Origin of the sequence: Bartonella sp. MR110HLJHH, assembly GCF_042194225.1 — a bacterium.
Classification (GTDB): domain Bacteria; phylum Pseudomonadota; class Alphaproteobacteria; order Rhizobiales; family Rhizobiaceae; genus Bartonella; species Bartonella grahamii.
In genome coordinates, this window is sequence record NZ_JBHIMQ010000023.1 from 1 (window position 1) to 7,738 (window position 7,738).

A 7,738-nucleotide genomic window follows, 5' to 3' on the forward strand; every position below is an offset into this window, starting at 1 on the left:
AGGATACTTTCATGCTTTAAAACTTCTACCTCTAAAGCAAACACATAAAAAGCTGCACACATGATGCAGCTTTTTTTGCAAAATTTCCTGATTGCTCTTTTGTATCATTGTCTCTCATATCAGATAACTTCGCCAGTCTATAATCCTTCAATACTCCCCTTTCAAAAAACATAAGGAGTTGCTCATCGCTGCAAATAGGCATTGTGCTTATTTTGAAGAGAGCTCTGTAAACTTCCTTTCTCAACTGATTATCAAGAAAAACTAGACAAAGCGCGGGATATCCCATAAATACGCAGAAGAAAATTGTACCTTTAGCATCTTGGGGAGGAGCACTGTGACAAAGAAAAAATCCATGATTTTCGTCCAAATAGGACTTTTCCTTGTTTTGGGCTTTAGCAGCTTTGCCGATGAAACAGCGCAAGTTACATTTGCTCTCCACTTAGCAGAAAGCACAGCTTCTATTTCAATGCTCCTTTTTGCAGGGCTTATCGGGGCAATTTTTGCCGGACCAATTGCACCACGCCTCTTGCATCGCTTCCAACCAGCACGAACAGTACCCATTGTTTTATTGTTTGAAGCACTCTTTATAGCCACAGCTGCAATCGCCAACCAATTTTGGATTTATATTGCACTTTCTTTCGCACTGGGTTGTGCTGGTTCAATCTTTTGGTCTGCTATCCTCGTTTCCGTCCCAGAATTTGCAAACAATGATCAGCAACTAGACCGTATAAACCGCGTTATCCAAACAGTTCGTAATCTTGGTTACATTGCTGGACCACTCTTAGGGGGGGTGTTGTATGGAATATCAAACGGGCAAAAAGGATTGTTTGCGCTGTCAATCATGGTTCTTTTTGCCACCTTTATCACTCTCTTCTGTTTTAAAAGTTTAAAAATTCATACACAAACGACAAACACAACGCAAAAAAGCAAAAAAGGGCTAGACTTAAGAGGCCTCTTGCGTAAAAAAAATGTTGTCTATGCTCTTGCACCCCTCATCATTACCATCATCCTCACCTCTGCTCTCAACGTCTTATCGATTGTCCGCATTCGTACCGATCTCAACTTAAGCGCTGAAACCTATGGGATAATCACAAGCATGGTAAGTCTTGGCCTCGTGGTTGGTCCACTCTGTTTCTCCAGCCTTTTTCATCGCTTTGGCAATGCCGCTGGTGCATCACTTGCCGCTACAATCATTGGATTTGCAATTTTCTGCTTTTCCCTCACACAACTCATATGGCTGATGATGCTGTCATTTTTCATCCTTGGGAGTGCAAACGGCGTACAAAATGCTCTAATGGCAAGTTTTATGATGAAAGCCATTCAAAAAGAACAGCGAAACAGTCAAATGCCCGCTTATCTCTTCATCATACAAACATCCGTATGCCTTGGCTTTATAGGAGCCGGTTTTGTCCATGTTCATCACACACAATACACACTCTTTGTCATCGGCATCGCCACAATGATCGCAGGCATATTAGGTTTTATTTTGAACAGTGCCGTACAAAAAAAGGAACAGAGAGAATTTGAGAATGGTTAGTGGACTCGGCTGTTTGTCCAGCCAGCAAACAATGCCCCAAAAATGGCATGACAATCACCACCTGATCAAATCATTGTATCTCCCATGCAACCCCATACCAACCCAATAGGACTTTGATAAACCACTCTTTAATGTAGAGCAACTAACAACCCTCCCAAAAACTTGATATTTTAAAGCAAAAAAACAATAACATCATGCAACAAGATCCTATAGGCTTAAACTTTTACAATGGAACAGGCGGCTATGTGTGGCAACTGGCAGACTATATGCGACATGATTGTCATGAGAGCTCCCATACACTTGAATTGCAAAAACCAACACCACCCATAGCCATCAATTCTTTCGCTGTCTATCCACGTGAACTCAATCCTTTATCACGCGTTCAATGGGTAAAGGACGTACAGATAACGAGAAATAAACCAGCTTTAATTGGAAAACGGCAAATACAACCTGCAACCGTTGTTTCTACAAAAGGAGCGGCATTTGGCGGATTCGACTTTCCCACATTTGAAGCACTTCATGAAGGCTGCCTTGTCCAATCACTGAGGGAAATACAATTCAATGGTACTCTTCTTGCCTCTGGAAGTTTTTTGATATCACTTTTACGACACGGTCTCATCAAAACAGATCAAAAAGCATTTTCAGAAAATGATGCAACCGCTCTTTTACGAGAGCCAACATGTATTATCATAGATTCTTCTCTTGGCACTCTTGCCATTAATCAACTCAATGGGCGTACAATCCGGCTTCATGAAAAAACAAAACATCTCTTGAAGCAAGCCACCACACCAATACGTATTCAATATCCGCTAGAGGATTCAATAAAGTTTTTTGTAAAAGCAGGAATGCTGCGATTGATAAAATTATAAGGATAAAAAGATGCAGCTGATAAGACCTGGCATGGGAACAGAAAATAGTGCTCAACTTATCCATGCGCTTATTCAAATGGCAAGACCGCGCACAGTCATTGAAATCGGTGCTGGTGATAGTACGCGCTTTATCGCAAAAGCACTTCAAAAAGCGAAATTATCATGGCAACAAGATAAAAAGCTTTTAGAATCCTCCACCTGGGAAGAGCGCACAGCTTTGCTTGATCCTTCAGGAATTCCTGAAAATTACGAACCACAACTGATTACAATTGATGATTTTACAGCCAAAGGTCAATCAGCAGAAGAAGTATGGCAAGAACTTCTTAAAGATAACGTTAAAAAAGATACTGTAACATTTATCAATGAGAATTTCTTCTCTCTTGATGAAAGCACCCTCAAATCTTGGGGACCAATAGATTTTGCTTGGATCGATGCTGGAACTCCAGCAGATGATGTGCGATTTGTTATAACCCTTTGGGAACAAATCACCGCTGGTGGTTATCTTTGTTTGCATGAACCAACAATGACAACAACAATTGCTCTCAATGGGGCACAACGGGGTCAAAGTGTCAGAACTCCTTTGTGGGAAGAAATCCTCTATCGGCTTAATGGCTCCTATGAGGCTTTAACACTCCCCGAAAACCACAAATATCGCCAAAGTGGTCTGGGGATAATTCGCAAACGCACCTCTGCCGAACAAATTGTACGCGCACAATCGCTACAAGCAGAACTCATAGAAATCAATGAACTGCCCATTCGCAATGATCTTTTGCCCATGGGAAAAGAAACCCTTCGCAAACGCGATACCCGCAATTCACTAATCTCTGCCATGACCTCACCTACACTGCGCGCTGTTTATGCCGCCATTATCCTTGGTGCGAAAAATCTTTCCGAAGTCCTCAAACATGTCGATTCAGATGCGAAAAACATTCACAAATCCATCAATCGCCTTTTGAACCTCGGACTTATTCACAACACAACAGAAGGATTTCAAGCCGAAGAGACACTATGGAAAATGCTAGAAAATAAACATGAGCGGAATAGGGAAAATTTAAGCGACCGCCATTTAGAAACAGAAGAGATGCTATCAAAAATTGCACAAGCCTTTCAGAAGGAAAAAATCTATAGCGAAACGGAAGTTTCCAAGATATGCAACCTCTTTACGATAGACTTTGCCCGATGATAATAACGCATTATATATAAAAACACAATAAAGTCAATAGTTTGTGTGCAATTGTTTTATAAGAATCCACTTAAGAATCCACACTTTTATGCATGATCCATTTGACCCTTTTTTATATAAGATTGCCATGTATGAATAGACCCTAAAAAGCTAAGCATGATGCAAATATTATAACGCATGTGTGCATTCAGACGAAATGAAAAGCAGATATCATTCATAACAGTTTATAAATTTATGATACGTTTTTATCACAGCACAAATTACATTGTTTTAAAATTTAATTGTTTGGAATTATCGATAACATACGTTTAAAGATCACATCTTGTTTTAATGATTGGATTGTTAATCGCATGATAAAAACATAAAATTACAGTTCTCAAAATTGAGAAGCGTAAAATCTAAAGATGTTATCGCAACATTAGATTATCCTATAAGAAAGTAATCATTTGAAACTGTCATAAGCTTATAGGTTTAATTTATAAAGATTGCATAAAAGGATTTAAAGACAAGATCGCTTTTAAAAACGCTTTCTAAAAATTTAGAAACGATAAGTAAGAAGCATAAATATAGTATCATCACAACAGCTATGCTAATTTTTAAAAACGAAACTGTATTCGCTTCCACAAAAAAATGGAAACGAACAATGCAATAGCAGTAGAATACTATCTACTTAGACATGGTACTAAAAAACGTTTTAAAAGTTACCGTTTAAAAGCACAGAGCCCAAATATGGACTGAGTGATTTACTCACCCCAAAATTGGGGGCAGCTATTGAGACAAAGATAAGCAAGCAAAATTTAAAATCATTGTAACATCATAAGGCATGGAATTTTTCTAAATTTTGAGTCAAAAGCTGTAATATTTAAAGAAGGCTCTATTTTAAAGTTAACGAGCCCAAATATGGACCGGTTGATTTTAGCGGGCTCAAATTTGAGCCGGCTAATTTATAAAGAAGTTACATTTAGAGCAAAATGAAAAGATACTTATAAGAATCTCTTTAAATGAACGTTTAAACGTTTGAAACATAAAATGAGATCTTTATAAGTGTTTAAAACTTTTTTTATAACAGCTATAACTTAGTTATCATTTGCTCTTAAGAATGTTTCATTTATGAGAAAACTAAGATTTAGCTTTCACAGCAGAGCAAAATCTTGAAAACCTTACATTTTATAAAAGCGTTTGTTTATTTTTCTTATGAAACGCTGCTTTGAAAAACCAATGCTTGTAAATATAAAAACTGTTTTGTTATAAGATATTTACTTAATATGCATGTTCTTTTGATTGGATTGATAAAGCTACCGAGTGTTTTGATAACTTATCATATCTCAATAGAGCACTTGCAATATGATACGTTTTGTATATATGCACTGATTACTCCATTGTGGATGATTCATTTTAATCAATAAGAATCGCTATTTGAAAGCCGCGTCATATCATTTGGCACGGCTTTTTTTTATTTTACTCTCTCTTTTATGATATGTTTATAGCAATGCATTTTATATGCGTTTATAACCATAAAGAATGCACGCCCCATGCGTGTTTTTATTCTGTTTTATCAGTTATATTGACAACATTATCCCTTTCATAAACCTCACAATTTTTTGGAACCAACCTTACTTTGCTTTGACTGTTTAATTTTGCATTGCCATAGGCTTTTCCCCAGACCTTGGCATGATAGGAAACCTTGGCATTACCATAAACAGAGCCATAAATTTTAGCATGACCTTTGACAATAGCATGGTTATAAATCTTGGCATGGCTGTAAACACAGACAGAGCCAGAAACCTGAGCATGCCCATAAACCCTTGCATAATTATAAACCCAAGCATTATAAGAAATATGCGCATTATCATAAACATGGGCTTCTGTATAAATACGAGCGCTCCCACTCACATGGGCGTTGCCATAAACATAGCCAGATATACGTGCATTACTATAGACACAAGCATTGTCATAAACTTTAGCATATTGAGAGATAAAAGCCTTACCATAGACCTCAGCATTGCCATAGACATGACCACAGACCTGAGAAAAATGGCGTATTTTTGCATTTTCATAAACACGGGCATAGCCATAAACCCACGCATTATCATAGACCCAGCAATTGCCATCATGAGAGAGGTTACTTTCCTTTTCAATAAAGCCCCCCAGATCCCCCACTTTGACATCATCAAAGTCTTTTAAAGCTTTAATGCGATAAAGGTTTGTAATTTTCTTAGTAATCCTATCTTTAATTTGTTTGGTTTCATTGGTTAATTCATATTTTTTGCACATAAAGATACCCTCACAATCTAATGTGATAAACGTTTGCTAAAATTTGAAATGAGATGTTTAAAGAAGGGCGCCCCCGCCGCACCCGCGCGTCTTTACGCAGCGTCTTTTATGGTTTGATCACAAATTTTGATATGACCATTCAATTTTTTGGTATCTATATATGAATTGCCAAAAACACTCACTTGATCACAAATGTATGTATAGCCTGTAATTTTTGCATTTTCATAAATACAAGCATCATCACCAACCACAGCAAAAAACCAAACTTGAGCATTGTCATAAATTCTTGCATTGCCATAAGCTTGCGCATAGCCAGTCAATAAAGCGTTATCATAGATTTTAGCATGACCTTTTATAACAGCCCTGTCAGATACCTCAGCATGATTCAAAACGCAGGCATGATCGTAAACATAAGTTATTCCAAAAACCAAGGCATGATCAGCAACCCTTGCATTGTCATAAATTTTTGCACAATCAAAAACTTTAGCATTGCCTTCAATTTTTGCATTATCAAAAACACTAGCGTAATCACAGACTGTAGCGTGATCAGAAACATGAGCATTATTATAAACACAAGCCTTATCATAGACCCAGCAATTACCATCATGAGAGAGGTTATCTTCCTTTTCAATAAAGCCACCCAAGGCACCAGCCTTAACATCAGCAAAGTCTTTTAATGCTTTAATGCGATAAAGGGTATGATTATTAATTACATACGTTTCATTTGTGAGTGCAAACTTCTTTTGCATGGCACAATTCCTTTATAAGAAGATTTAATTTTTGAATGAGATGTTTAAAGAGGGGCGCCCCCGCCGCGCCCGCGCGTTCAATTACGCAGCATCACTTTCATATTCGCTGTCATTATCATCATCATAACCATAATCATCATAATATTCATGACGATAATAATCATCTTCGCTACCAAATTCGGGATATGCATCATCACAGATATCTTCATTAGCTGTTAAAGAGGCATTGCTATGAATGTAAGAATTGCCTGAGACAAGAGCATCACAAACCATGGCATCATCAAAAACACGTGCATCATCACAAATATAAGCAGAGCCACTTATTTTTGCATTGCCTCCAACATGGGCATTATCACAAATCACGGCATTACCAGAAATATGGGCATAATCAGTTACATAGGCATTGTCATAAAGTTGAACATTACCTTCAATTACAACGGCGTTGCTAGCATGAGCATTGCCAGAAAGTTTAGCATTGTCCTTTAATGTTCTTCCTTCAAAAATAGCATTTCCATAAATTTGAGCATTGCCATAGACGTCAACAAAAAAGCTTTTTACTTTAGCATTTCCAAAGACGCGTGCATTTTGAAAGACCCGCGCTTTATTATAAACCCAGCAATTTCCTTCATGAGATAAGTTGCTTTCTTTTTCAATATACCCCCCGAGATCAGCTTTTTTCACATCACCAAAATCTCTTAAAGCTCTAATTCGAGTTAAGAAATGACCATCGATATATTCACCATCATCAATAAATTCGTATTTTTTTGCAGGCTGTTGTTGATTAACAAGCGCGATTTTATTTGCAATATTAGAGATAACGGGGGTGTTTTTTGATATAGTTATCATATTTAAACCTTACTGATTATACGTTTTTGATTGACAGCCCATAATGGGCGTCGGGTGCTCAAAAACACGGCAGTAAGTCCGTCGTTACGCTTTTCCCATAGGGGTATTGTATAGCGTAACTACACCCGACAAAATCACTATATATGCGTTTTATAGCATAAAAAATAGTCAATTTTTAGAGGGGATCAGGTTTATCGTAATCCATCCGCTTACGGTTTAAGTGTTTTCATCACTTGATTATTTATATAACAAAATACGTATTTATTGTCAAATAATATTT

6 protein-coding genes are annotated in these 7,738 nt (G+C 37.4%); 3 read left to right on the plus strand and 3 right to left on the minus strand.

The window, feature by feature from the left end:
• The first annotated feature begins 334 nt into the window (after positions 1–334).
• The 3 genes from ACFIKB_RS08560 to ACFIKB_RS08570 all read left to right on the plus strand — a co-directional run bounded on the left by ACFIKB_RS08560 (position 335) and on the right by ACFIKB_RS08570 (position 3,589).
• On the plus strand, positions 335–1,537 hold the full coding sequence (locus ACFIKB_RS08560; protein ID WP_375636684.1) for an MFS transporter: 1,203 nt from the start codon (positions 335–337) through the stop codon (positions 1,535–1,537).
• A 194-nt stretch (positions 1,538–1,731) separates the two neighbouring features.
• The gene (locus ACFIKB_RS08565; RefSeq protein WP_375653318.1) at positions 1,732–2,406 is read left to right on the plus strand and encodes a hypothetical protein; all 675 of its coding nucleotides are present in this window, start codon (positions 1,732–1,734) and stop codon (positions 2,404–2,406) included.
• 10 nt (positions 2,407–2,416) lie between these two features.
• Positions 2,417–3,589 (plus strand): class I SAM-dependent methyltransferase, encoded by a 1,173-nt coding sequence (locus ACFIKB_RS08570; protein WP_375653319.1) that lies wholly within the window; start codon positions 2,417–2,419, stop codon positions 3,587–3,589.
• A 1,542-nt stretch (positions 3,590–5,131) separates the two neighbouring features.
• Here the strand turns inward: ACFIKB_RS08570 and ACFIKB_RS08575 are convergent.
• The 3 genes from ACFIKB_RS08575 to ACFIKB_RS08585 all read right to left on the minus strand — a co-directional run bounded on the left by ACFIKB_RS08575 (position 5,132) and on the right by ACFIKB_RS08585 (position 7,458).
• Positions 5,132–5,863 carry a hypothetical protein gene (locus tag ACFIKB_RS08575; protein WP_375653323.1) on the minus strand — a complete coding sequence of 244 codons (732 nt, stop codon included), beginning with the start codon at positions 5,861–5,863 and terminating at the stop codon, positions 5,132–5,134.
• 92 nt (positions 5,864–5,955) lie between these two features.
• Positions 5,956–6,612: a hypothetical protein gene (locus ACFIKB_RS08580; RefSeq protein ID WP_375645049.1), complete on the minus strand. Its 657-nt coding sequence runs from the start codon at positions 6,610–6,612 to the stop codon at positions 5,956–5,958.
• A gap of 81 nt (positions 6,613–6,693) precedes the next feature.
• Positions 6,694–7,458, minus strand: a complete 765-nt coding sequence (locus ACFIKB_RS08585) for a hypothetical protein (RefSeq protein WP_375653325.1) — start codon at positions 7,456–7,458, stop codon at positions 6,694–6,696.
• Positions 7,459–7,738: the final 280 nt, after the last annotated feature.

Coding starts and splice junctions, on each gene's coding strand:
- ACFIKB_RS08565 (WP_375653318.1), top strand. CDS start 1,732: ATGCAACAAGATCCTATAGGCTTAAACTTTTACAATGGAACAGGCGGC.
- ACFIKB_RS08570 (WP_375653319.1), top strand. CDS start 2,417: ATGCAGCTGATAAGACCTGGCATGGGAACAGAAAATAGTGCTCAACTT.
- ACFIKB_RS08575 (WP_375653323.1), bottom strand. CDS start 5,863: ATGTGCAAAAAATATGAATTAACCAATGAAACCAAACAAATTAAAGAT.
- ACFIKB_RS08580 (WP_375645049.1), bottom strand. CDS start 6,612: ATGCAAAAGAAGTTTGCACTCACAAATGAAACGTATGTAATTAATAAT.
- ACFIKB_RS08585 (WP_375653325.1), bottom strand. CDS start 7,458: ATGATAACTATATCAAAAAACACCCCCGTTATCTCTAATATTGCAAAT.